This window comes from Paenibacillus sp. 276b (assembly GCF_900107875.1).
Lineage (GTDB): Bacteria > Bacillota > Bacilli > Paenibacillales > Paenibacillaceae > Paenibacillus > Paenibacillus marchantiae.
This window is the reverse complement of record NZ_FNRR01000002.1, coordinates 683,898-706,397: the sequence shown is the minus strand read 5'-3', so window position 1 is coordinate 706,397 and position 22,500 is coordinate 683,898. Positions and strand designations below refer to the sequence as shown.

Genomic DNA, 22,500 nt, shown 5'->3' with positions numbered 1-22,500 from the left:
CAAACCTTGTTTGAATCATTTCATTGCACTCTACAAACTGTTATTTTTCTTTATAGTCATTTGCTGCCTCTTTAATTTCTTCATTTTTAGAATTAATTCCCAATTCAATTCCCCAATCTAGTAATTTTGGAATTGCCTCTGAAAGTAGCTCTAACAACCTACGATACTCCCATTCATCGTCAAGACAAATTGCTGTTTTAGCTACATTAGGAAGATGTTCTATTAGCCAATCAGAAGGAATTGTTTTAATCTTTTTCCTCGCTATTTCAATTGGGTGGGTATTTTGTGGCTGACAAGCCCATTCAATAAGGATAGTGAGTATTTTTATTCCAAGCCGCGTAGGGATACGTTCAATATCTTCTAGTCTAGTTGATATATTGGGAGATATTTGATTAATTTCATAATCTATTTTCAGCTCTTGCCATGATGCCATACCATTATTCATCAACCTTCCCTCCTAATACATTTTGTATTGACGACGTCCTGGCCCCTTAGAGTCGCTGCTTATAGTTGTGAGGCTTGCCGAACACCTAGTGCAGTGACGTCCCGACGGGCTTAGGGGGCTGGATGTGGTCATTCGCTTCTCAGAGTGACCCGGAGCGTCAATATTTTGTTAGTCGAAGGAAGTTCTGGAAGCAGCCATTGCATTTAAGGCGTTCTCAAAATAGCTATACACTTCATCTGCAATTCCCAGAAACTCTTCAACAAGTACATTACTATCCAAGTAACAAGCATACAGATAATCAACTAAAGCGGAGTCAATCTCACAATAGTTTAATATGGCATTCTTCATCTTCATAATGTCATCTTGCCATACCCCTGTTTCTTCTAAAACCAAAGAGTATAATGCACGAATTAATCTCTTAGAGTAACCTTTAATATATCTAGTTTTCATTTTGTTATCACTAGCATTAGAAAGTGAACGATGTACACGATCTACTTCCTCCTTGGTCTCTGTATTTAAGTCTAAAATGAATTCTGGAGAAATAATGATCGGTGGTACTTTTTCACCAATGTCATGACCATATAGGCAAACACAAATTATCTTAACCCAAAAACCCCACTCATTTGGCTTACTTAATACATCGTCAATCGAGCAAATTATCGTATCAATCTTAGTTACTATTGGATATTCTTTCAAAAGCCTGTCTTTAATAATTGACAATCTTTCGTAATCAATATCTTTGGGATTTACACAGACAATAGTAAAGTCCGCATCTGACTTAAAAGGTTTAGCGGTTCCTTTGGGAATCGAGCCACACATATAAATGCTATGAACCATACCTTTAAATTCGGTAAGGATCTGATCTATATACTTATCAACAAAATCCTTATATTCACTTTGTATTACAATTCTATTTATAACTTTTTCTAATATCATATAGATTCCTCCTAAAATAAAAGAACTTCTTTTGGCTAACGTTCCCCTGTTCACGACTTCCATTCACTCTATATTGCTAGAATAAACGACTAGTTCGATCAGCTGGCCGCGATGCGGTTGGGTGAATGGATGTGTCCCGGCAACCACTTCTTCGACTTTTCTTCCGGAACCGAGGCGGCTTATCGCCGATACGTGGATATATTGTTAGACGAACAAACTTGGCTTCTTTGAATTACTTTCTAGATGCAATATTTTTCAACAAATCAGTTAATTGTTTCAATATTTTGGGGTCATACTCAGTAGTAGACTGGGTAATAAAAGATGATCCTTTATCAATGTTCCAATGCTGAAAAGCTTCTTTTATTTCATTCCAATCAGCTTTTTCACCATAAGTTTTTAAGTAAAACTCCCCGAAAGAAATTGCGTGAATACGGTCTGCATTTCTCAAAGACTCGACCATGTTCTGTCCATGAAAAATTTTCAGAATTCATTTTTGATCTCCCTTTTGTAAAATGCTTTTCTATGAGAATCTGTCGTATAACGTCATGTGTTCCCGATGTCCGACATAAGCGGATGTGTCCGGCTGAATTAACTTCCCTGCCTATTACCTCTGCCGGACCAAGAGCGTCAGCCCGCAGTTGGAACATAGTGTTATCTGAAGGAATGAACTCCTTTGGATAGATTACAAATCTTTAAACTGATATTCTCGTAAATCACTAGAAATTATTTTTAGACTGTTATAGTCACTATTTACTATTTCATCATGAACAATTGTTTTCCAAAAAGATAAAAACATCGTAACTAGTATTAGAATTAATAATAATATTATTATAAAAACTACAAACCATTCTATTGAATCTATCTGTTTATTAAGTATCCAGGCAATTCCTTGTATCCAAATTGGGATAAGCAAAGCAGCCATTACCCCTCTTCCTACTAAAAATGGAACTCTCTTCTCTTCAGCCTGCTTATCTACGTAACTAATCAATAGGTTTAGTTTCTCCTTAGAATGATCAATACTCTCTTCCTTTAGAAATTTTCTAAGTCTTTTCATTCTTATATCAGAGAAATTCAATCCATTGTGTTCTTCACTTAGAATTCTGTCTCTTTCTTTTTCTGTTCTTTTAAATAGGTTTGGTAAAACTAGAATCACTGCTAAGAAAATAAGTAAATATGGCGGTTGATTGAAAATAACTGCAAGGGTTATTGCTATTACTAAAGAAACTAGGATGAAACATAAATGAGGAAATATCAATTTCCAATTGAAGTGATTAAAAATAATATTTCGCAAACTTAATTCTGACTTGTAAATTAATAGTAGTTTAGTTACCATGCCTTGCTCTCCTTATTTATAATTCGTAGTCTTTCAGATAACGTTTCTGTATTCATGAACCCCAAAGGGGTTGTCTGCTGAAAAACCTCTTCAAATTCAACCACAGACCAAAGTTCAAAAGGACCCACCGCTTGAATATTATGTTAAGTGAAGTTACTTCTCTAATTTTTTCAATTCGATTTTTTGTTTTAGGTTTTTTGAGAACTCTCGTGTCGAATTCTCGACATTTCCTGTATATTCTATTTCTGTTGCCATCTCAAAGATCTCTTCTTCTAAAATCTCTTGTAAATCCTCTATACTGCATGTCATTTCTTCTCCTAAAAATTCTTTTATAACTGCTTTTTGTTGACTTTCAAAAACCAAAATCCATATCTTTCTACACTTCTCTTCTGCTCGCTCCATTAATACTCGTAAAGAATCTTCGGCTTTATTTACTGATTTGATTGCATTGTTTAATTTTGCATCTTTTACTTTGCCTTCTTGAGATATTTCCACCCAACTAGCTGGATAAAAACATTCAAGACTTTCATCTAAATTTGAATTCAAATTTGATAATCTTCCCCAATACTCACAAAAGTCTACGTACTCCGCAGTAATCATCTCAATGGCTTCTATCCAATCTTCTTTTTTATTGAAATCAAATGGTGTGCTTCGATGTTTCATCCCAAGTATTTGATTTAGTTGTTGGATTTTTGTTTGTTGGTCTTTTGAAATAAACATATGTATCCCTCCGTAAATAAGACTTTAGTAATTTCACTTAACATCTAATTTATGTACTTCGTAAATACCACACATCCTGCATGATATGTGAACTACGTATATGATAACCTATGGTGTAGTATTTGCGAAGAAGAAATTGGTGAAAAAGGGAGATTTATTAAGCACTCAATTTCCAAATCCAAACGATCCAATAGGCTCTGAATACGCTGAATATTTTTCGTACTAACATGGGTATATCTCTGTGTTGTTCGTGCACTCGTGTGACCAAGTAGTTCCTGAATATAGCGCAGGTCTGTTCCGTTTTCCAACAAATGAGTAGCAAAAGAGTGCCTCAAGACATGAATACTAACCTTTTTCACAATGTCTGCACGTTGTCTGGCTTCTTCAAAAACCTTCTGAACACTCCGCTCCGTAAGATGCCGATCAGAAGATTTCCCTGGAAAGAGCCAACGAGTTGGTCTATATTCAGTGACGTATTTCTGCACCATATCCCACGCTAGACTCGATAGGATCGTTCTCCGATCCTTTTGCCCCTTCCCCTGTCTCACGATGAGTGTTTGCCTTTCAATATCAAGATCGCTGCACCGCAAACGCACAACTTCACTTACACGAAGTCCAGAAGATAGGCTAGAAACAAAATGGCCTTATGTTTAGGATTGGTTACCGATTTATGCAATTTAGCAACTTCCTTTACGATAATAACATGTGGAAGCTCGGTTTTCTTCTTGGGACAAATATACTGAATACAGTTGATGGAGCACATGCACAAAAAAACGGATGAACTATCGGCTGGACAACAGCAGCGGGACTGCCATAGCGAGAGCTTTGGTCGGAGAACCTGAATTAATTCTGGCCGATGAGCCGACTGGAAATCTGGATAAAAAAACCGGAGAGGAGATCATGAATCTCTTGCAGCAGCTCCATCAGCAAGGAAAAACCGTCATTATCGTAACGCATGATTTGGAAGTCGCCAAAAGATGCAACCGCATCATCGAAATTGTAGATGGAAAAATAAATAAAGATCAGCTTCAATGATAAGATAGCACTGAGTGGGACAATTAAAGACCTCCCTCATCCCTTCTAGGGATACGAAATATTCCGTGACACAGTTTTAAATCAGGTTTCATTACCACCACTTTTATAACATTTTGTGCGCGCTAATGAAAATTTATATTGTTGATCATCTCCTGTAATATTCACGTATTTTTTGTGGGTAACATTGAATATCCAACCCAAAAGTGGACATTAAGGCGTAGACCCAACGATCAATACCAAATGCTACACAACCAGAATGCAGGTATTTTTTATCTATTGTGGAGGTTATATCAAATTCCCTACATAGCGTATCTTTGACATTATTAAATGAAGCAATGGAAAAGGAAATATCTGAATTGGGAATCTCCACAACTAATTCGTATTTCATATCTGCAAGCATCTGATGTTGGGCTCGTGAGGAATCCTGAGGGAAATAGAACGGGTCGTGCGCAGTTTCTATCCTACCGCAAAAACCTAATTCATTGAACAGATCCCAGATCTCCTCTAAAATATCATTACGTATTTGGAAAACAAATTCTGGTTGTCCGAAATAAATAATTTCTCTCATTGAAAATTCGTTCATTCGATGTTGGCCCACTCTCCACGCTGCTTCGTGTCTAAAACAACTTCCTTCAGCCGTGAAAACGATCGAATCCTTTATTTCTTGATTTTTGAGCTCCTGGTAACAATGAAAACATACAGCAGGCGAAAGCATAAATTCATTCAACCTAACGAAATTTTCAATATCATTTTCAATTTTCACTTGTTTGAGTACGTAATAGTCATGAGGCAGTTCAGCTACAAAGTATGCATTTTGAGGGAAGTAATTTACATATTTACATACATCCATTACCTCACGCGGGATAAGAGAGGAATATTTTCTGTTTTTTGCGTTGTAGTTTTGGCTGATGTTTTGAAAAATCAAATCAAATATGGAATACAGTTCTACTGCAAGTTCTTTTTTCATTGTTCCATTCAAATCGAAATAATTCGCTATTTCAGTTTGATCAATGGTAGGATAGGTTTGCTTTTGTTGATTTTGCGTTTTAATCAAGCGAGATCCCATTGCTCTTATTTCTTTTTCTTCAAGGATCATTGTTTGAATAATACCAAGTACATATTCCGTATTGGATTCGTTTTCACTTTTAACAATGATCTCTCTATTGATTTCGTCGTATGTACATTCACATATTCCCTCCATACTGTAGGCCAATTTTAAAGTGAGTGCATCTGCTTGTTTTTCATTTAGCACCCCTGTAATAGGAACCCGTATAGACATGACTATTTACCTCCTTCGGATTGAATCAAAATAAAATCAAGAAGGACTCTCAGAGTGATCTAAGAAAGTCCCGCTACTGATTTTATAAATGACTATATTTCATTGAATTGTTTACGACGCTCATAAATTGCGGGCATAATCATATATAACAATAGGATCGCTATCACACCAGATAAACCAACAAAAATGGTAATACCTATTGGTGATAAAACATGTGCTAAATAAACCCCTATTGCACCAATCAAACTAGCACCTTTAGTGGCAATTTTGTTAAGCGCCAAATAAGAACCTCGCAAATGATCAGGGGCAAGATCTCCTAAAAGGGATTCATAAATGGGCACAAAAAGCACTTCACCTAGAACCGCTATTACCATTATTCCGAATAAAATCCACGCTTGATTGCTGTATGATAAAATGACATAACCAAAAATATACATTGAAAATCCTATAAACATAGTTCTTTTTTCAGGCCACGCTTTAATGAATTGAGTGAAAATAATTGAAAGAATAATCACAAGTATCGTGTTCTCTGTTCTCAAATAACCGTAAACCTGTATCCCATCTAACGTCCAATTTAGAGGTGACAGTACAAAATCCTGAATGTTACTTTCTAATCGAATGGCTATAAAATTCGCCAAATGACTTTCAATTGAAAATAACAACATACTAGCTAGGATGAAAATGATAAACAGAGAATCTTTCATTACAGTCCTATAATTAAGAAATAGGTCCTTAAATACATTTCTCTTTTTGTTTTGCTCCTCTTGGGGCAAGTTTGTTTCTACAATAAATTTGTAAGTAATGATAAACGAGCATATGGAAGTGAATAATAACAACATGAATAAAAAGAACAAATGCTTATTGAATAATAACGCTCCAAGTGTCCCCCCCAAAGCTATGGACAGGTTGGTTGCCCAATATAATATACTGTACATTAATTTTCTCTGTGCTGAATTAGTTACATCAAGGAGCATTGCTTCTGATGCAGGACCGTATAATCCGGAACATATACTATTCATCACAAAAAAAACGATAGTTATATAAGGAAAAGCGTTACCGGGTAAGTTAGATAACAATAACATGAGATACGTTATTACACGTAAGCCCTCTGATAAAATCATCAATTTCTTACGCCCTATCCGATCCGAGAAATATCCTCCCAACATACCTGCAGCAATATTACACAAAATGGCTATGGAAAGAATTATACTTGTTGCACTAATTCCGATAAATCTGGCGAAATAGATAGCCATAAAAGGAAAGATCATATTGGATGTGAGGGTACTAAAAAAAATAATAATAACCCTCAGTCTTACATTACGATGCAATTGAAAAAATTCACTCATGGGTATGTCCTATGATTACTGGGTCAGTGCGGTATTCCCACACTGTGTTTTCTTGGAACCATAAATACAACATATGCAGCCGATTTTCTATCTCTGTCTGACTATCTCCATATATTAATAATGAAGCAATGGCATCTACGCTTGATTCGGCACCATTAAATGACTTTCCGATGTTTTCTTCTTTTATGGTGCACTTTAGTACCCATTCAAAGGGCAGATTAGAATTAACAGATAACAACTTCCCATTTTGAGGAGGTACTAACATCCAACCCGTTAGTCTATTCGAGGTCTGGTTTAATTTGATGGTTTGACCGCATTGGGATCTTATAGATTCTTGCAATATGTCAATTCCAGTCGCATACTTTACACCGTCATTAATTTCCCCTCCACCCACACGACAGGCGACTTCACATAATAATATTTGATCATTGCCCGTATGAAAAAACTCTGCATGAAATGCAATAGGATGATCGGGTACGGGGAGTGCATTTAATACGGTTAGCAATGTTTGCTGAAGTCTTTCATAGAGCAAGTCTTCTTTATCTAACATCACGGATCCCAAATAGTTATTATCCTGAAAAGCCAGGCATCCATTGATATAGCGGGAAGGGCTATACAATAAAATTTTATTATTCTCGTATAATCCATCGATATGATACATGTCTCCATCAACAAAACATTCAGCCTCCAGATTCTTGTCGAGACCGTTAGCTAGAAGACGCTCAAAATCGGTTTCATCACGAACAATTTTCACACCTACAGAAGCAGCGCTATCCACCGGCTTGATCACTATAGGAAGACCATGCTTCTTTTTAAATTCCATTAAATCAAATACATGATTTATTCTTACGAACGCAGGTACGTTAGCTACTTCGGAAACCATCTCTTTCATAACAACTTTATCTCTGAAAGCAAGTGCACTTTCCGCGGTTTGCCCTTTAATATTTAGGTATTCTCTAAGCTGTCCCGCTTTCAATAAATCAAATTCATGAGCAGCAATGATCCAATCGATTTTCTTTGTTTGATGAAGCTGCACAATCGCGGAAAAGACTCTTTCGTCAGTATCGATATTCTCATATCCAATTTTCTCATCGAAGAACTCACCAAAATGCTCGATATGTTTATGCTTCGAAAAGATTATGAATTCACTATTAATACCACGGAGCCACTCTTCGTAATTGACTGTATTGGGAGAAAACCTATTTATGATAACCGTTCGCACAAGCTCCACTCCATTTCCATAATAATTGCATTCCAATATTAGTTCTAATACGCCACTTATATTGGAGTAAATGCCTGCTCACTACTTGTATTTATTACTTTTCTTCATATCCAAATGTTTTGGAAAAGTAATAGAATTGACTGTTCACCAAGATATAAAAAGAGAACAAGTACACACCTTGCTTTAATTCCGAGCTTGGCTTCAACTTAATAAATATGGATGAACTTTCACCTGGCTGAATTCCCAATTTATCCTGATCAATCTCCACATCAATAAGTTCGCTATCAATGCTAATCCCTGAAATGTTTATTTCGAGAGGCTCATTTTGCTGATTACTTATCTCATACAATTTTGCCTCTAAACCCTCTCTCCCAAAACGGAGATATGGGTTCCCTTTGATCAACAATGCAGCCTCAGGAAAATCAGAAATGCATCCACACTGAAAACATTTGTAACTTATTCGTTTCACTGACTTCCCTGGTCCTGTCATAATCGAAGATTCAAATCTAGCACTTGCATAACCACAATCATAACAAGTAGAAGTAAAGGCAAGCGCAGTGATATTCGTACGCTTTTCACTTATCTTTTCAAAAAATATATCTCTTTTGCTGCTTGTATAGGAAACCATCTGACTATATATTTCTTGACTCACATTCGAATATTTCTGTTCCAACTTGTGCATAATCTTTTCCAGCTTGTTTCTCGACTGTAAACAATAACGATATCGACGATATAAATAAGGGACTGATTTCCAGTAGTTATGAATATCCTCTATTTTCCCTTTTAAATTGCTGCCTATGGAAACACATTCCTTAAAAAAATCCAGACTATCTTGATAGATTTCAATTCGCTTCATCGCTTCTTCCACATGATTTCGTACGGTTATTACCACATGAATCTCATCACTTTCAAACGGTTGGTTTGAGAACAAAAGCAACTTCACTCTGGAAACATCACTTTTAATAAAAGCGAAGTAAAGTTTCTTCTGATGTAAAGGTATTTGTCTATGATCCGAGTCCATAAGGGATATTTTTGCAAGATCCAGCCCATGCAAACTCGATTCTTCCACCTGAATATCAACCTCAGCATATGTTTCTTGAGCTATATCAGACAGGGTAACTTTGACCTCTGATGCATCAGTCATGGACACACGAGTCTTCTTGACTTTAAGACCCCCATACATCAAGTTTGGATCTCCAATTTGATAGTAAAGGTTGTTTTCAATACCGCTATACCTCAGAAATTCATTGATATACTGTATTTTGATCCCTTCGGTATACCCGTATTTTGATATATTATGGGCCAGAATATTTTCAGAAACATCACCGATTTTAATGCTTGGTGTTGTAATGACGCTTAGTGCATGCCCTTCAATAAGGTTTCTAACTATCGTATGACGGTAAGGAATAAAGCTCTGTGCTCCGTCACCAAGGTTGCAACCATTCAAAAACAGAAATTTGGCATACAGGTCCTTGATGGAAAACCGTTTGCGATTTTCAATACAGCATTGGTCTGTGTGTAACAGGCAACGTGGTGCAAATTTATTACATTCTTCAGGGATGTTATCGGTATCGGGTTCACCTGCCTGCACACTACAAAACAAATAATCATTCATTACGATCGCACATTCGCGACAATGTGACATATAGTTAAACTCGAGCAGCCTGCTTTGTCGGAACATTAAGTCTGATGTTCTTTCCAGGGTACAATGATCTCGAGGTAAGTAATGGGCTTCTATCTTACCCGCGTCGGCTTGTATGGCCTCATCCTCTCGGAGTTTAATCCGATTGGCCAGCACAGAATTCAACCGCATGCCGCTGTTCACCTTATCCTCAAGCACGATACGCTTTAACAAATACAAACTTAAAGTAGTGTAATCGGTAAAAGGTAGAAATCCCATGGGCTTTGCAAAATGAGCCAGTTTAAGATGACTTTCGCCATCTAAAAGTGAGTAAGGCATAATAAAAAACCAAGAGTCATCGTGGTTTCTGACACTTAGCCCTTTATTATCGGTGAACTCATCCAAGCTATTCAGACTTACCACTTTCTTGTTAAAATAAATAGCATATAATAACGCAAAAAGGGATTCTTCCACCTCCCACGTTGAACTCTCCACCCACAGACAAACTTCGCGGCAGGTAGAAGGCAAAGCAGCATTATGCTGTGCAATCCATTCTTCGATGGAGTCTGTATAATGGATCTCAGAAGCAACGGGTACGTATGGGCGATCCGAGAATAGATGTGCACAATCTTCCTTTTCCAGAAAAGCAAAGATGCTTTCTTGATTTTCTTCGAAAACAGGCACCATTTTTAGTGAATCCACTGTTCCAATCCGATCTTTAACAAAAAAGCGCAACTGATTTTTAGATGGTAATGAACGAAGCATGACTGAAGGATTATCCATGTTGAATGATTTCTCCATTTTCCCATTTCATTGACGTTTGAAACCAATCCACTGCTGCTAGTAATCGTTCTTCTATATCCTGTTCACTATTGGCAATTAAAACAAAGGAAGCCAGACAATCATTGCAATTACGACCATAGTTAAAGTGTTGGTCAGAGGATGCAAGAAGCTCAAAATCGATTATCTCATCCGGGTACTCCGTTTCTGGGGGGCCCAAAAACGTGCCTTTCCCTGGATGGACAAGCACATTACCACTGATAGTCCGCGGCTCTCTCTCAACGGATTCCCAGGATATCGGGATACCACATTGCATTTGAACCCATGTTTTCATTAAATCAATATTAAAGGCCGTTTTTAATGTTATACCGATTTTGGACCCCCCCACACGACTGGCTATCTCGCACAATATTAATTCATCATCCTCTGTGTGGAAAATCTCCGCGTGGAATGCAATTACCTCCGGACATGGCATATAGGATAAAATCTGGTTTACCATTTCATTCAGCCGCGTTACAAGTGGATTATCAGCTTCTAGAATATAACTTCCCGATGGTTTCGCATCCATATAAGCGAGACAAGAATTAATGTATACGGAAGGCCAGCAAAATAAAAGCTCGCCATTCATCGCAACACCATCAATGTGATAAATTCGTCCCGATACAAATTTCTCTGCGATCCATTCTCCCTTGAAGCCTTCTTCTAATCTGTGCTCCAGTTCTGATTCTGTATGAATGATCGCTACTTCTTTGGAGCCTGTCCCGTCTATTTTCTTCACTACGATTGGATAGGAATGAGACGCAACAAACTTCAATAAGTCCAGACTAGAAGTTACCTTGCAATAAGGCGACAGTTGAATGTCTGTATGTTTTAGTTTGTCTTTCATCATCACTTTATTACGAAATGCTAAAGCACTCTCCATTGTTTGGCCTGGAATGCCTAAATAGTCACGTAATTCCGCTGCTCGAATCAGATCTGATTCAGAAATAGCAATGATGGCAGTGAACTTGTATATTTTATGTAGGGCAATAGCTCGCTTCTCGACATTACCATTGACCGAGAAATGATCGAACCATTCCATGTGTTCATAGTTATTTACAACGTGATTATAACTTAACTGGTATTCGGAGGAAGACAACATCACTAGTTTTTGTTTTGTTGAGATTAACCAGCTTTCATAGGGTGTGATGGCATGATTTCTTCGATTGATTATTAAAATAGCCACAATGAGAAACTCCTCTCTATACTTTGGCAGGGGATAACTCATAAAAGGTTATGGTATCCGCATCGCTACAATAAATCGCCCATTTTGAAGGTGTGCTCTTTATATCTCCAACATTAATAAGGTATTTTTCATATTTGTCCAAACGTATCGAAATCCCCAACTGAATTGGAATTTCTTCATAAAGCATCTCTCCATTGACATGATTGACACCAAATAATCTTTGATCATGATTATGACCATAAAAAAAAAGCCGATAAGTTAACATTTCATTTTCAATTAACGGATGGAACACGTCGGGGTCCCTCTCTACCCATGACAGCTGATGACCATGGATAAAGAGCAGATCCCCTTTGGTAATTTCTCTTGGATAACCTAAAAATATAGTGATATGTTCAGGTATTTTCACTGAAGGCATGAGCTTCATCAATTTTTCTTCCTGATTACCTATAACGCCTGGAAACGTATTAAGTGTATGGATAAATGAATGCGTAGAATTCATAACATAGTTGGATAATGGCTTCGGTTCTATCGCAGTTTCATCCGCTGAATACACAGGTTTTTTCTCCACTTCAAAAACATCACCCATACATATGATTTCCGCTTCAGTTTGATCTGTACGTATTGTGGTTACCACTTGTTCCGCTTGAGCAAACCGACTATGAATATCGCCAATTAAAGCGATCTTCATTTCGCATTAACGTCCTGTTTCACTTCGGAAAAATGCTGTTGAATGTAGGCAAGAATATGCTCGTTATCTTCTAGGCGGCCCGAAAGAATATGATCTCCATCATGCAGAGCCGGGACAAAAGGCACACCCGTAAGCTCAATCAGTTCTGTTCTTTCAGATCTTTCTTTCGTAACATTGATATTGATATAAGAAACACCCAGGTCGGTTAACAGTTCCCTCACAGGCTTACAATAGGGACATTTTTCTCTTTGGTATAACTTAAACATAGACTGATTCCTCCTCTAATGAATTTTGAATGGCTTTCAGACTACTTCCTCGATCAAAGGTATAGCCCATTTCGCTTAAACTCATTTCAATAGCACCGAAAATACCCATTATGTCGATTACATCTACTGCACCCACATGACCAATTCGTATACCGGTATCTTTTAATTCACCTTGTCCGCCTGTTACGGTAAGCCCAAATTGGTTACTGAGGATTTGAAGTAACCTTTTTGCTGATATACCAGCAGGTGCTTTAGCAACGGTAACCGTATTACTTCTTACCTTCGGATCCTGAACGAACAATTCAAAACCTAATGCTTCAAGTGCAGCTCCTGCCGCCTTAGCAATCCCTTGATGTCTGCGTACACAAGCATCGTAACCTTCATTATTTAATAATTGTAAAGATACCTGCAGAGCTTGAAGCAGGGATACACCTGGGCTTGAAGGAGCCATTGGATAAAATTTGCGATAACGTGCAAAAGAAAAATAATAACTGCGTGGTTTCACCCGATCAATGGCATTCCATGCTTTAGGGGACACACTAACAAAAGCGAGACCAGGTGGCATCATAAATCCTTTATGTGACGCTGCCAATACGATATCCAGCCCCCACTCGTCCATCTCTAGCGCATGAGATAACAAACCACTGATTGCATCCACAATAACGAGCGTATCTTTATCCTTAAAATACTGCCCAATACTTTGGATATCGTTCTTAACTCCTGTAGAAGTCTCGCTATAGACGACTAAGATGGCTTTCGCATCCGGGTGCAGTTCGTACGTTGCCTCAATGGATTCCATTGAGGCAGATGTTCCCCATGGAGTGCGGATCTCAACCACCTCGACACCCTGAATGCGGCAAATATCTACAAATCGCTCACCGAAATACCCATTGGACACTACGATTGCCTTGTCACCTATATCTAAGCTATTAGAAATTGCCGCCTCCATTGCCCCGGTCCCTGATGAAAGTAAGATGTAAACATCGTTTTGTGTCCGAAACCATTTGGGAAGCTCCTGATTAATTTCCTCAATCAATGTCTGCATTTGTGGTGAACGATGATGAATGACTTCCTTTGCACCAGCCATTAAAATTTCATTGGGAACCTGCGTCGGTCCCGGAGTTGCCATACGAAGTTTCATAGTTATATTTTCCTCTCTATAAATCAATAAAAAGGGTACGGGTTGCTTCCTGCAAATCAAAATCAAATAACACAACACGATGAGTGGGAGACATTGCTAATTTACAATTTCTTACAGGAAGCGAAAGGCTTGTTCCTAAAATGGAACTCTTGATGTGAGAACTTCCATTCATATCACCAGTCGTACGAAAATGTTGATATTCATATTTTTTTTCATGGGGGGCGATTTCATTTAACATCTGTAACAGATCTTGAACCGCACCGGGTTCATAACGCATGACGGTTAAGCCGATCGTACTTCCCACTGCACATACATGTACGATCCCACTGCCTTTTTCCATCTCTGCCAGACAGCATTCAATTTGCTCTGTAATATCATAGGAATGATCAGAGCCTTTCGAAGATATTTTTATTTCTTTTAACATCGCGCGCTCCTACATTCGTAAATTTAGCTAACTAATGATTTCTTTTCAGTCACCATGTTGACAATGGAGCCGATTGATAAAAAGTTGTCAAGAACCAGATCCTTGTCATCAAACATTATGCTGAAATCATCCTCCAATTTAACAATAATGGCTACGGATGCAAAGGAATCAATCGGCAAAATTTCTTGCTCTGCAGGTGTTTTTTCGAGTTTTGTAACTGTCATGACAATTTCGATTACTTTTTGCTTCAACTCATTATCCATAATTCCACCTACTTTTCATGTCATTTTTTCTTTAAATTGTTCCAGTCTTGAAGTTCCTTCTAATTCATCCGCATTCGAAAGGGAGAAGAAGCGCTCGACAAATGATTTCTTCCATTTCACGGCGCTGCCATAATCCAGCTCTCCGTACTTTTCCAGGAATGTTTCATCTCTAATATTTAAAATCGGTTGGAGTTCGTCTGAATAATGTTCATCATACAAGTAATCCAAATAGTAAAAAGAGTAGAACAACGCTTCGGTTGCAAGCAGGTCCTTCGCTCGTTTTGCGAGTAAATTCCAATCCAATCGACCGCTCTCCAACAGGTTCAGCGTACATTCTCGCAAATCGCAAAACTTAATCAAATTTAAATCGGCATGCAGTAATACCCATTGAACGTTGGTTGCTTCTTTATATAAATGGATGGCGATATGGATCAAAAAATCCATTTCTTCAAGTAAAAAAGCAGGTGTATCTTCTAAATTAGTTCTTACCGCATTATCTAGTAATTCTTTTGAAGCTTGATAATTTTTCTTTAGATCAACATCGTAAGAAAAATCAATATCGATATGCCTTAAAATTGGGTCCTCGGAAAGTTTTACATGCGGATAAATGTTGCCAATATGCATTTTCCAGAGCATTTCCTCTTGTCTCGATACTTGGTTTATCGAGTTACTGGACCAATCATAATCACCAATCACATACCCAAGTGATTTAAGCACCTGAGAAACTTTGTTTCGATCCGATAAATCAATCAAGAAGTCCAAATCATTACAAATTCGAAGACCCATATCTTTATACACCTTTGGAAGAAGCACAAAGCCTTTGAGCGGAATCGCTTTAATCGATTGTTGATCAAATGCCTGTAAGACCTGCAAGCCTTCGGCAAACATCAGTTCATTACGATGTTTATTACTGATATAGTAGGAATTGAATAATCGCTTATACATGTTTTTAATTTTTCCTGTTTGATCCAATCGAAGTAAGTGGCCACCGATCAGCTGCAGCACCTTGTGACGATTCGCCAAAGAAACCAGTTTATCGATATCAAATCCCTTATCAATAATGCCTTTGGCTTCTTCTTCGTTTTCTACTGTCATCTCAATACGTGAGCAGAGCAGTAGAAGCCTTTCATGATCTTGAAGCTGTATATTTTCGTTCATTTTATCCTCCTGAATGAAGTGGTAATAAAATACTCTCATGTTCCGGCAGTACCCCTGAACCGATGATTCGGAGCGCTTGCACTTGCTCTAACATTTCTGTAATTTTGCTAACAGATAGTTGAAGCTTGTCATGATTAACTTTTATATAATGGTTCCAGGAACTGTCGCTGTTCGCTGGTATTGTTTCAATATTTTCTCCTATTCTATCTTGATGATCGGATAACGATTCAATGAAGCAATCGGGAGAAGATGAGACCGATGGATAAAAAATATACGCCACCGGGCATTGTACTCCTGGTTCAGATGATGGCATTAATTCTCTGAATAATTGAGGATCAACGGCTACCTTATGTTTGGGTGACCAAATATCCTTAATTTCTTCCGCATTAATGTTCATATTTACTTTCTTGATCACTTCCGGGTATTTGGTAAGTGTTCCTATGCCGATATGGGGGTAGTCTGGCCAACCACTGGCCATCAGAACACCATTTTCTTCAAATAAAAACGTTTTGTCTCCGCTCATTAATTGATAGCCGAACCGATGTACCAACTCCATGATTGTCGTTGTTTTCCCAGAGCCTTTAGGCCCTGTAATCAAGTAGGCTAAACCATTACGGAAAGCACATGAAGCATGAAGAATTACGGTTCCTTCGTTTTCTTCATTCTTAATCACGACATCTCTAATCAGCTCAATTAAAATCAAATTAAATGCTTCAGACGTTATGTCGCCACTTGTAATCTCAATGGATTTATTAGAAGCATCAAACGTTAAGAGCGTATTTGTATGCTTGCAGAATAAATGTTCTTTTTCTCCGATTTGCTGACGTACAGCCGGAATCGTGAAAAAAGCAGATGCACTTTTTCGAATATAAACAGATTCCCAACCATGATTATCAGCATAATTTGCAAGATCTGCTTCTCCCTTTTGTATACGAATGGTCGCTATACATGAAGAAGTATCATCCAGTGGTTCATGGATAACAAAATGTGTGCTGAAAAAGTCAATCACCCTGTCTATTTGAACTCCATCTTCAACTAACATAACAACATTTGAATTCAGAAAATGAAGTGTAATCGTTTTGATTTCAAACACCTCTATTCGATATTTAGAAATTACTTAGTAATGTGATTATGATCCCTATAGGCTCTTCGCATTCCGGCCAAAGATTTCTTTATAGGATTCGCATCCTCCCATTCAATTAAGGAAGTAATGAGTTCTTGGGTTACAGGGTGAAGACTTTGTCTATATGCTTCATCCTTCATCCAAGGGCGTGACGTATATCCGCCCTTCGTTTCGTCCTTGGCTTGCAAGCTAAAATGGACAGTTCGTCTTTCACTCCCCGCTTTAGTAGATCCACGGTGAAGAATTAAAGCGTTAAATAGTACGAGATCACCAGGTTCACAATACAGTGTGACTTCATTAGGGAGGGGGTCCGATTCTCTGTTTAAAATTGCTTGCAGTTCTTGTTCATTCAATGCTCTGATATGCGTACCAGGAACTGCTTTAAAAGCTTCATCTTCATATAAAGAAAGATTAGCTAACAGAAACGTAGTTTGTCCTTGTTGATCAAAATCATAGGGATCTTGCTGATCACGGTGCCAAACAAGATTGTAATCCACTTTTTGAGGAGCCCAGAAAGAATGCATTGTCCAAAATCGAAGTTGATCACCAATAATTTGAGATATAGAAGACATCATTTTTGGATTAGCTAATAACTCGTCAAAAGAAGGATGGCGAAGTTCCGGAGATAAGATATCCGCAACGCCCCATGTATCATAGTCCTCATCCTTTTGGGTATACCTGGTCTTGAACTGTAAAGGATCACTGTTAACTTTTTGATAAACCAATTCTATAGCCGATCTCAACCTTTCTAAATCCTCGGCTGATATTACATTCTTTAATAAAATGAATCCATCCTTATGATAGGATTGCAGCTGATCAATGGTTAACAAGGCAAACAGCTCCTTTATCGTTATTTACTTATAACCGGCACTTCCACCTTTTTATATCTTTGTTCTGTATAATAGTCTTCAGCATCAAGCATTTCTTGAAGCCCTTGCAATTTAAAAACATCTTGAACCGATGCGATTTTATCTTCGATCTGTAAGGTATTTCCTGCTAATTTGATTTGCTGGAATGTTTGTCTGATCGCGTGGATGGAAGTTCTGAGTCCATGATTTGCATAAATAACCATTTTTACTCCAAACTCTTGCAGTTCTGAGGCACTAATCTGAGGGTAGGTTGTGGGTACCAGGATGATGGGTAATCTATTGGAATAGAGACTTAAAAAATGCAAAATTTCAGACGGATCATTTTTCTTAGAATGAATTAATATAGCGTCTGCTCCTGATTCTTCATAAGCCTCCGCTCTTGCTACAGCTTCATCCATTCCAGCACCCGCAATGAGTGCTTCAATTCTAGCAATTACCATAAAATCAGGGTTACGCTGTGTATCCTTAGCAGCTCGTATTTTCCCGGAAAACTCTTCAATGGTAGCGAGCTTTTGTTCTCCGCCAGCAAAACTATTTAACTTAGGAAACAATTTATCTTCCATGCAGACAGCAGCAATACCATTACGTTCGTATTCACGTACCAAATGCATCACATTATTTACATTTCCATAACCCGAATCACAATCTGCGATCACCGGAATGTTGGTTACAGCATCCATTGAAGCAGCGGCTTGTAAATATTGCGTCATCGTGAGGATATTCGCATCTGGCACAGCATTTACTGCCGAAATTTCCAGACCACTTGCCCATATTCCGTCAAAACCTGCTTCCTCTACCAGCTTTGCACTTAATCCATCATGCGCTCCAACGATTTGGATAATTCGATCACCAGCAAACAAACTTCTGAGTTTTTGTGCTTTCACAATAAATCTCCTCACTTTTTGGGAATGGTACTTCCTTGTTCTAGCTGAATTATTTCTCCTATCTTTTCCACGATATCCGCGTCGACTCCATGCGGCATCAGCTGACCAATTCGGTAGCCAAGGTACATGGGATCAAGACCATTCGTTTTGCTAACACGATCAATGTGCTGATAATAATAGTAATGTAAGTTATTTAGTCCACAGATTATTTCCGACTGGGCAATTTTCATCGGTACCTTTAATACCTTCTCAAGGAAATACTCGGAAAGCTGTAATATTGGCGTTAAATCATATTTCACTCCATACCGCTTCCACTTATTCATAACCGCTGTGAATTGTTCCGTGGCCAAATTACCTGCTCCTCTAGCCATTCCACATATGGATGTGTCAATATAAGACACCCCTAAATCCAAAGCTCTCAGCGTATTAGCAAAAGACAACCCAAGATTGTTATGTCCATGAAACCCAAGCGGTATCTCTGTCTTATTCTTCAATGTATTTACAATGGTTGTAATATCGTCAGGATGAAAAGCGCCGTACGAATCTGCAAAATAAAAGACGTCAGCGCCTGCATGTTCGGCCTCATGGGCAATCATGGCTAATTCACCAGCACTAATATAACTCGCTGACATCAAGTTAAAACAAACTTTAAATCCCCAATCCTTCAGTACAGAGACATAGGTTAATGCATGTTGAACATGTTGGGGGTATGCAGCAATACGAATCCAAGTCACACATGAGTCTCGCAAGTCTTCAAGTTGATTAAGTGCACATACTTCGGGGATTACCATGACGGCATACTGTGAATACCTGAGTTGTTGTGGAAGGGAGAGAATCAATTCAGCATCACATTTAGCAACGCTTCCAACCTGAGTGGATCGATTGCTGCCCGATCCACCACGATATCCAATTTCAATAATCTCAACGCCTGCATGATCCAATTGATGGATCAGCAGTTTAATCTCTTCAGGTGTAAACTTCCACATGTTAAGATTTCCGCCATCTCTCAATGTGCAATCCAACAACGATATTGGGCTAATGGTTCAAACCTCCGTTTCACAGGTACAAATCAAGAGACACTTACAGCCAAAGTAGACGTAAAGCGTTTTACAATTTCTTGTGGTGTCCACTCTACACGTTTTCCAATTTTCCCTGAATTAGCTTCTACCTTGCAGTGGATCATAACGGGGCCTTCTTCCACTTTCTCCGGGAATTGATCTAAAGATTCAATAACATGCACCTTGTTATACCCTATATTTTCCATAATTTCTTTTGAGTTTGAGATGGGAACAGTGTGTTGTCCCCCTGTACTTTCATGCATTTCGTTATCCAAAACAATATGGATAAGATTGGAGGGTTTGTGCTCGGCAATCATAAGCGTAATACCAAAATTCATTACAAACGACCCATCCCCATCCAGAACAATAAATGTGTTTTGAGGATTCGTTTTGGCCAATCCTAAGGCAATAGGTGCAGCCATTCCCATTGAACCAACCATATAAAAGTGTTCTGGCCTATCACTGGCATTATACAAATCTCGCGTAATGTATCCACAAGTTGATATAATATGAGCATCTGGGTAATCTGTAATCAATTTTTCTATAACTTCTATTTTCCTCATATGCCCTCCTTAAATCGCCTCTTTAATCAACAAAGCAACCGGCATGCTACTCTTTTCAATAAGCTCAGTACAAGCTTTAACAGAAGCTGCACTACGTTCTTTGTCAAATTCCACATAAGGTATTTTAATAGCATCTAGTACATGAAGAAGCCTCTCGCCAATGAGATCATGTTCGACTGCATCATTCTCAAAAGCCCCTCTCCAACTGATTATTAACAAAGCTGGAATTTGATAGATTGAATATAATGATGTCAGAACATTCATGGAATAGCCCAGACCTGAATTTTGCATTAAAATTGCACATTTCCTGCCACCTAAATGCATACCTACTGCAACACCTAATGCAGAATCCTCCCGAATTGCGGGCATATAGACAATCTCTTTCTTTTCAACATACTCCTTATCTTCTAAAATCCTAAATAGTCCCTTTAATAATGAACATGGCACTCCAGTATACGCATTGTAGCCTTGTTCATATAATTCATTTGTGATGCTTAACGCTTCATTACTCATTCACAATATCTCCATCTCTACGTTAGTTTGTATAATCCGTTATCTTACTTTCTCAACAATGCTATCCAAAGAAAGAGAAGATAAAATAATTTTATTGGAATATGGATGGTCCTTTTCGATGTGATACATACGAAGCGCGTCTGTATCCTTCAAAATATGGCCTGTCAAGATGCATGCAACCGTTTCGTCCTTATCGATTATCTTTGCTTGTATTAACTTTTTGACACCGGCTACCGTTGCTGCTGAAGCAGGTTCACAACCGATTCCAGAAGCATCTACCACGGCCTTCGCATTTAAAATTTCCTCATCCGTGACAGACATGGCTACACCGTTGGTTTCCCCGAGTGTACGCATCGCTTTACGCCAACTTGGTGGGTCACCAATATTAAGGGCTGAAGCTAAGGTGTATGGGTTTGGCTCAGGTTCAAGCACTTGTTTTTGTGCAGCGATCATCTTATAGAACGGGCTGGCCCCTTCTGCCTGAATCACAGCAACTCTAGGCAATTTATCAATAAAACCCAAAGCGAACAGATCGGAAAGACCTTTTCCTAAAGCCGATACATTACTCAGAGCTCCACCTGGCACCACAATCCAATCCGGCAGTTCCCAATTCAGGTCTTGTGCAAGTTCATACACAATGCTTTTCTGACCTTCAATCCGAAATGGGTTAATCGAATTACAAATATATAGGCCCAGTGATTCACTATGTTCTTCTAAAAATTTTATTCCGTTATCATATGTACCTTCGAAGGAGAAAATATTTGCACCATACGCCAAGGTCTGCAGTACTTTATTTAAAGAAATATTTTTATTAGGCACAAAAACATAGGACTTTGTTTGTGCGATTGCTGCATACATCGCTAATGAAGAGGATGTATTTCCTGTGGAGGTACAAGTGAATCTGCTGTATCCCATGGATTTACCATGTGTAACCGCAACGGTCATGCCATTATCTTTGAAGGAACCACTTGGGTTTTCACTTTGCGCTTTTAACCATACTGATCTTGCCCCCACATATCGCTCTACGGTTTCCGTACTGTACAACCCTGTATTCCCTTCATATTTTGAAACAACCATCTCTTCTTCCACATCCGGAAAAATAAGCTCCTTATACCTCCATACACCACTGGCATATATGGATCGGCGGTCAGACAAACGCTGATGAAAAAGATGTTTTAGTGCGTCCGTATCGACTGCACTAAAGTCTTGTTGAATATCCAGCATCCCATTGCAGGTACATGTATAACGGAATTCACTATACTCCGTCTCACAATTTATACAGATATATTTCATGTTTTATCGATAGACTTCCTAGGTCTATCCTATCCCCCTCTTATTCTGACTTCATGTAGCCCTGGTAGGTTATTTAAAGATGGTTTTACAACAAAATGATAGTTCTATTCAATCGCATAAACTTCGTCGTTTAGACTTAATTCTTGTTTATTATCCAAAAAAAGGTTTTATTTTCCACTATGTTACACTAAGACGTTACTCTTGAAAAGCACTTTTTGCATATTTTTAAATTTAAAAGAAAAAGTTAGTTTTATATCACATAATATTCTATATAATTACAATTTTTGAGTATATAGTATGGAGAATAAACTACTT

The 22,500-nt window shown here is 38.2% G+C and carries 24 protein-coding genes and 1 pseudogene; 1 reads left to right on the top strand and 24 read right to left on the bottom strand.

Going from position 1 to position 22,500, the window contains the following annotated elements:
- Positions 1-40 precede the first annotated feature (40 nt).
- From BLV50_RS14030 to BLV50_RS14005, 6 genes are all read right to left on the bottom strand, one after another.
- Positions 41-445 (bottom strand): hypothetical protein, encoded by a 405-nt coding sequence (locus BLV50_RS14030; protein ID WP_063563997.1) that lies wholly within the window; start codon positions 443-445, stop codon positions 41-43.
- A gap of 168 nt (positions 446-613) precedes the next feature.
- Positions 614-1,381, bottom strand: a complete 768-nt coding sequence (locus BLV50_RS14025; protein ID WP_090808312.1) for a nucleotidyltransferase domain-containing protein — start codon at positions 1,379-1,381, stop codon at positions 614-616.
- 232 nt (positions 1,382-1,613) lie between these two features.
- Complete coding sequence (locus BLV50_RS14020; protein ID WP_090808310.1) at positions 1,614-1,841, bottom strand: hypothetical protein; 228 nt, start codon at positions 1,839-1,841, stop codon at positions 1,614-1,616.
- A 222-nt stretch (positions 1,842-2,063) separates the two neighbouring features.
- Positions 2,064-2,714, bottom strand: a complete 651-nt coding sequence (locus BLV50_RS14015; RefSeq protein WP_090808308.1) for a hypothetical protein — start codon at positions 2,712-2,714, stop codon at positions 2,064-2,066.
- Positions 2,715-2,867: 153 nt separating this feature from the next.
- Positions 2,868-3,434, bottom strand: coding sequence for a hypothetical protein (locus BLV50_RS14010; RefSeq protein WP_090808305.1), 567 nt, complete (start codon positions 3,432-3,434; stop codon positions 2,868-2,870).
- A gap of 92 nt (positions 3,435-3,526) precedes the next feature.
- Positions 3,527-4,030 (bottom strand): tyrosine-type recombinase/integrase, encoded by a 504-nt coding sequence (locus tag BLV50_RS14005; RefSeq protein ID WP_090808303.1) that lies wholly within the window; start codon positions 4,028-4,030, stop codon positions 3,527-3,529.
- A gap of 147 nt (positions 4,031-4,177) precedes the next feature.
- Between BLV50_RS14005 and BLV50_RS14000 the strand changes: the two are divergent.
- Positions 4,178-4,469: pseudogene (locus BLV50_RS14000) on the top strand (ATP-binding cassette domain-containing protein); the annotation flags it as partial.
- A 145-nt stretch (positions 4,470-4,614) separates the two neighbouring features.
- On the opposite strand, the gene BLV50_RS13995 reads toward BLV50_RS14000, so the two are convergent.
- From BLV50_RS13995 to thrC, 18 genes are all read right to left on the bottom strand, one after another.
- A complete protein-coding gene (locus BLV50_RS13995) occupies positions 4,615-5,748 on the bottom strand; it encodes an aminoacyl--tRNA ligase-related protein (protein ID WP_090808301.1) in 1,134 nt (377 codons plus the stop codon).
- 92 nt (positions 5,749-5,840) lie between these two features.
- A complete protein-coding gene (locus BLV50_RS13990; protein WP_090808299.1) occupies positions 5,841-7,094 on the bottom strand; it encodes an MFS transporter in 1,254 nt (417 codons plus the stop codon).
- Complete coding sequence (locus BLV50_RS13985; protein ID WP_218135396.1) at positions 7,087-8,325, bottom strand: ATP-grasp domain-containing protein; 1,239 nt, start codon at positions 8,323-8,325, stop codon at positions 7,087-7,089. Before BLV50_RS13985 ends, BLV50_RS13990 begins: the two co-directional genes overlap by 8 nt.
- Positions 8,326-8,410: 85 nt before the next feature.
- A complete protein-coding gene (locus tag BLV50_RS13980; protein ID WP_090808295.1) occupies positions 8,411-10,720 on the bottom strand; it encodes a hypothetical protein in 2,310 nt (769 codons plus the stop codon).
- A complete protein-coding gene (locus tag BLV50_RS13975; protein ID WP_177031187.1) occupies positions 10,713-11,942 on the bottom strand; it encodes an ATP-grasp domain-containing protein in 1,230 nt (409 codons plus the stop codon). Before BLV50_RS13975 ends, BLV50_RS13980 begins: the two co-directional genes overlap by 8 nt.
- A gap of 16 nt (positions 11,943-11,958) precedes the next feature.
- Positions 11,959-12,630, bottom strand: coding sequence for a metallophosphoesterase family protein (locus BLV50_RS13970; RefSeq protein ID WP_090808291.1), 672 nt, complete (start codon positions 12,628-12,630; stop codon positions 11,959-11,961).
- On the bottom strand, positions 12,627-12,896 hold the full coding sequence (locus tag BLV50_RS13965; RefSeq protein ID WP_090808289.1) for a glutaredoxin family protein: 270 nt from the start codon (positions 12,894-12,896) through the stop codon (positions 12,627-12,629). The genes BLV50_RS13970 and BLV50_RS13965 overlap by 4 nt, the downstream gene beginning before the upstream one ends.
- Positions 12,889-14,025, bottom strand: coding sequence for a pyridoxal-phosphate-dependent aminotransferase family protein (locus tag BLV50_RS13960; protein ID WP_090808819.1), 1,137 nt, complete (start codon positions 14,023-14,025; stop codon positions 12,889-12,891). The genes BLV50_RS13965 and BLV50_RS13960 overlap by 8 nt, the downstream gene beginning before the upstream one ends.
- Positions 14,026-14,053: 28 nt before the next feature.
- Positions 14,054-14,461 carry a YjbQ family protein gene (locus BLV50_RS13955; protein WP_090808287.1) on the bottom strand — a complete coding sequence of 136 codons (408 nt, stop codon included), beginning with the start codon at positions 14,459-14,461 and terminating at the stop codon, positions 14,054-14,056.
- Positions 14,462-14,484: 23 nt separating this feature from the next.
- Positions 14,485-14,724 (bottom strand): hypothetical protein, encoded by a 240-nt coding sequence (locus tag BLV50_RS13950; RefSeq protein WP_090808285.1) that lies wholly within the window; start codon positions 14,722-14,724, stop codon positions 14,485-14,487.
- A 15-nt stretch (positions 14,725-14,739) separates the two neighbouring features.
- The gene (locus BLV50_RS13945; protein WP_177031186.1) at positions 14,740-15,882 is read right to left on the bottom strand and encodes a nucleotidyltransferase domain-containing protein; all 1,143 of its coding nucleotides are present in this window, start codon (positions 15,880-15,882) and stop codon (positions 14,740-14,742) included.
- 1 nt (position 15,883) lies between these two features.
- Positions 15,884-16,924, bottom strand: coding sequence for a phosphoenolpyruvate carboxykinase (ATP) (locus tag BLV50_RS13940; protein ID WP_177031185.1), 1,041 nt, complete (start codon positions 16,922-16,924; stop codon positions 15,884-15,886).
- Between the two features lie 71 nt (positions 16,925-16,995).
- Complete coding sequence (locus BLV50_RS13935) at positions 16,996-17,835, bottom strand: phytanoyl-CoA dioxygenase family protein (protein WP_177031184.1); 840 nt, start codon at positions 17,833-17,835, stop codon at positions 16,996-16,998.
- A 20-nt stretch (positions 17,836-17,855) separates the two neighbouring features.
- Complete coding sequence (gene aepX, locus BLV50_RS13930) at positions 17,856-18,758, bottom strand: phosphoenolpyruvate mutase (protein ID WP_090808280.1); 903 nt, start codon at positions 18,756-18,758, stop codon at positions 17,856-17,858.
- Positions 18,759-18,769: 11 nt separating this feature from the next.
- Positions 18,770-19,780 (bottom strand): beta/alpha barrel domain-containing protein, encoded by a 1,011-nt coding sequence (locus BLV50_RS13925; protein ID WP_218135395.1) that lies wholly within the window; start codon positions 19,778-19,780, stop codon positions 18,770-18,772.
- A 47-nt stretch (positions 19,781-19,827) separates the two neighbouring features.
- Entirely contained in the window at positions 19,828-20,379 is a 552-nt protein-coding gene (locus BLV50_RS13920; RefSeq protein ID WP_090808276.1) for a thiamine pyrophosphate-dependent enzyme, read from the bottom strand.
- A 9-nt stretch (positions 20,380-20,388) separates the two neighbouring features.
- Positions 20,389-20,892 carry a hypothetical protein gene (locus tag BLV50_RS13915; RefSeq protein WP_090808274.1) on the bottom strand — a complete coding sequence of 168 codons (504 nt, stop codon included), beginning with the start codon at positions 20,890-20,892 and terminating at the stop codon, positions 20,389-20,391.
- 39 nt (positions 20,893-20,931) lie between these two features.
- Positions 20,932-22,185, bottom strand: coding sequence for a threonine synthase (gene thrC / locus BLV50_RS13910; RefSeq protein WP_090808273.1), 1,254 nt, complete (start codon positions 22,183-22,185; stop codon positions 20,932-20,934).
- Between the last annotated feature and the right edge of the window lie 315 nt (positions 22,186-22,500).

What these genes read in the sequence shown, in the direction of transcription:
- BLV50_RS14030 (WP_063563997.1), bottom strand. Translation starts at nt 445, where the DNA reads ATGAATAATGGTATGGCATCATGGCAAGAGCTGAAAATAGATTATGAA.
- BLV50_RS14025 (WP_090808312.1), bottom strand. Translation starts at nt 1,381, where the DNA reads ATGATATTAGAAAAAGTTATAAATAGAATTGTAATACAAAGTGAATAT.
- BLV50_RS14020 (WP_090808310.1), bottom strand. Translation starts at nt 1,841, where the DNA reads ATGGTCGAGTCTTTGAGAAATGCAGACCGTATTCACGCAATTTCTTTC.
- BLV50_RS14015 (WP_090808308.1), bottom strand. Translation starts at nt 2,714, where the DNA reads ATGGTAACTAAACTACTATTAATTTACAAGTCAGAATTAAGTTTGCGA.
- BLV50_RS14010 (WP_090808305.1), bottom strand. Translation starts at nt 3,434, where the DNA reads ATGTTTATTTCAAAAGACCAACAAACAAAAATCCAACAACTAAATCAA.
- BLV50_RS13995 (WP_090808301.1), bottom strand. Translation starts at nt 5,748, where the DNA reads ATGTCTATACGGGTTCCTATTACAGGGGTGCTAAATGAAAAACAAGCA.
- BLV50_RS13990 (WP_090808299.1), bottom strand. Translation starts at nt 7,094, where the DNA reads ATGAGTGAATTTTTTCAATTGCATCGTAATGTAAGACTGAGGGTTATT.
- BLV50_RS13980 (WP_090808295.1), bottom strand. Translation starts at nt 10,720, where the DNA reads ATGGATAATCCTTCAGTCATGCTTCGTTCATTACCATCTAAAAATCAG.
- BLV50_RS13970 (WP_090808291.1), bottom strand. Translation starts at nt 12,630, where the DNA reads ATGAAGATCGCTTTAATTGGCGATATTCATAGTCGGTTTGCTCAAGCG.
- BLV50_RS13965 (WP_090808289.1), bottom strand. Translation starts at nt 12,896, where the DNA reads ATGTTTAAGTTATACCAAAGAGAAAAATGTCCCTATTGTAAGCCTGTG.
- BLV50_RS13960 (WP_090808819.1), bottom strand. Translation starts at nt 14,025, where the DNA reads ATGGCAACTCCGGGACCGACGCAGGTTCCCAATGAAATTTTAATGGCT.
- BLV50_RS13955 (WP_090808287.1), bottom strand. Translation starts at nt 14,461, where the DNA reads ATGTTAAAAGAAATAAAAATATCTTCGAAAGGCTCTGATCATTCCTAT.
- BLV50_RS13950 (WP_090808285.1), bottom strand. Translation starts at nt 14,724, where the DNA reads ATGGATAATGAGTTGAAGCAAAAAGTAATCGAAATTGTCATGACAGTT.
- BLV50_RS13945 (WP_177031186.1), bottom strand. Translation starts at nt 15,882, where the DNA reads ATGAACGAAAATATACAGCTTCAAGATCATGAAAGGCTTCTACTGCTC.
- BLV50_RS13940 (WP_177031185.1), bottom strand. Translation starts at nt 16,924, where the DNA reads ATGTTAGTTGAAGATGGAGTTCAAATAGACAGGGTGATTGACTTTTTC.
- BLV50_RS13920 (WP_090808276.1), bottom strand. Translation starts at nt 20,379, where the DNA reads ATGAGGAAAATAGAAGTTATAGAAAAATTGATTACAGATTACCCAGAT.
- BLV50_RS13915 (WP_090808274.1), bottom strand. Translation starts at nt 20,892, where the DNA reads ATGAGTAATGAAGCGTTAAGCATCACAAATGAATTATATGAACAAGGC.
- thrC (WP_090808273.1), bottom strand. Translation starts at nt 22,185, where the DNA reads ATGAAATATATCTGTATAAATTGTGAGACGGAGTATAGTGAATTCCGT.